Source organism: Paraburkholderia sp. RL17-373-BIF-A (assembly GCF_046030175.1).
In the GTDB taxonomy this organism is placed as follows: Bacteria; Pseudomonadota; Gammaproteobacteria; order Burkholderiales; family Burkholderiaceae; genus Paraburkholderia.
On record NZ_JARESO010000224.1, the window covers coordinates 1 to 1870 of the forward strand.

Here is a 1870-nt window from a genome sequence, read left to right on the forward strand (position 1 = left end):
GGAGGACTAAGGCCAAGGAGGGCTGAACGATTAAACAACAAAGCCCCAACGATGCAATTGCCACTTTCAGGTTTAGACCCGATACGCCGTTGCAGATCCAGGCGGCAACATAGGGTTCATGAATAAGGTACTGGATCCCTTTCTCGTCTTGCGCTGGATAGCGGAGCGGGTGTACGAACCTCGATGGGCTGCGGAAGGGTCCCCGTTGACTGGCAGCCTAGACGTTGGCGCAATACGTGCGCGCGCGTTCACCAGCGGAACAGCGGTGGCGATCACTTTGCAGCGCCCCGTTACGCAGGCATCTGATGTCTGCTTGATGCTGGCCGCTACGCCGGAAGCGTATGATGACGCCCTTTATATAGTAGATAACCGGCTCTGGCTACTGCGCCGCTATCCTGTTGTTCTGACAGAAACCGAACTAGATCTGCTGTTCCAACAGCAACTGGCGCTCGTGGCCCTGTTGGCTGCGCGAGGAGAGGGTGCGACACGGATCTTGCCTATCACAGGGGGGTACGCATGAAGCTCTTTCTGTTGATATCCGGATTCCTGATTGCCTGTACTACGACAGCGCAGCCCGTTACCTGGCGCGGTCCGCCATTCTTTCTCTCTAGTCACGGTACCACAGTAGCTTCGGTACTTCGAAGTATCGGCGCCAACTACAAGTTGCCCGTCGTAGTGAGTGCGAAGATTACCGAGCCCTACGTCGGGGAGTTACATGACAATCCGCGAGGTAGTGCGTTGGCAGAGCTGGCCAGACTTTATCAACTATTGCCTTATTACGATGGCAGCACGCTCTATGTGTACAAGGCGACGGAGGTGGATCGGGTCACGCTTATCCCCAGCTACTTAGGTGTGGGCGAACTGTACGGGCTAGTCGAGTCGAGCGGTTTGTTGGACGACGCCTCTTGTCAACTGCGAACTATGAGTTATTTCAACGCTCTGCAGGTGAATGGCGTACCTGTGTGTTTGACTCGGGTGTCTGCTCTTGCGAAGCAGCTTGATGAGCAGAAGCTATATCAGGAGCAAGACAAAGAGACGATATCGCTTTTCCCGCTCAAGTATGCCAACGCCGCTGACACGAGTTATACCTATCGCAATCAACCAGTGGTGGTGCCCGGGGTGGTGTCGGTGCTGCGCGAGATGGCGCAAGGCAAGACTTTATCGCCGCCAGACGGTAAGTCTGCCGCTGCGGTCGGCGCAACAGGTCTGCCGGCGTTCTCCGCAGACATGCGTCAGAATGCGGTGCTGGTGCGCGATAGAAAGAAAAATATGGGGCTATACATTGATCTAATTCCGAAGCTGGATCAACGAGCACATATCATTGAGATCTCAATGGCTATTATAGACGTCGACGCTTCCGACATTAGCGAACTGGGGGTCGACTGGTCCGTTTCTGCGAGTATCGGCGGCGGTACGGTCAGTGTGAACAGTGGCGGAGGTCTGGCTTCAGATAGCTTCTCCACCTTGATATCAAATGCAGGTGCCTTCATGTTGCGCCTAAGTGCTCTGCAGCAGAAGTCCAAAGCGAAGATTGTTTCGCGTCCTTCTGTTGTGACATTAGACAATGTGCAAGCTGTGTTGGATCGCAGCATCACCTTCTACACGAAGCTGGTGAGCGAGAAGAATGCACAACTCGAGTCTGTGACGACTGGTGCACTGATGCGGGTTACCCCAAGGCTAATTCATGAGGACGGGAGCGATCGGGTGCTGCTCACGCTTAACATTCAAGACGGTCGTCAAGACCGGCCAATCAGTCGTACTGAGTCCCTGCCACAAATTCAGAATGCGGAGATTGCTACGCAAGCCACACTCAACGTGGGTCAGGCATTGTTACTTGGTGGATTTGTGCAGGATGAGAACATAGAGGGAG

2 protein-coding genes are annotated in these 1870 nt (G+C 54.3%); both read left to right on the top strand.

The window, feature by feature from the left end; genetic code table 11:
• The first annotated feature begins 118 nt into the window (after nt 1-118).
• Nucleotides 119-520, top strand: a complete 402-nt coding sequence (locus P0D80_RS49835; protein WP_408296035.1) for a hypothetical protein — start codon at nt 119-121, stop codon at nt 518-520.
• Nucleotides 517-1870 (top strand): EscC/YscC/HrcC family type III secretion system outer membrane ring protein (locus P0D80_RS49840; RefSeq protein WP_408296037.1); only part of this gene is annotated, 1354 nt, incomplete at its 3' end. The genes P0D80_RS49835 and P0D80_RS49840, both read left to right, overlap by 4 nt.

Coding starts and splice junctions, on each gene's coding strand:
- P0D80_RS49835 (WP_408296035.1), top strand. CDS start 119: ATGAATAAGGTACTGGATCCCTTTCTCGTCTTGCGCTGGATAGCGGAG.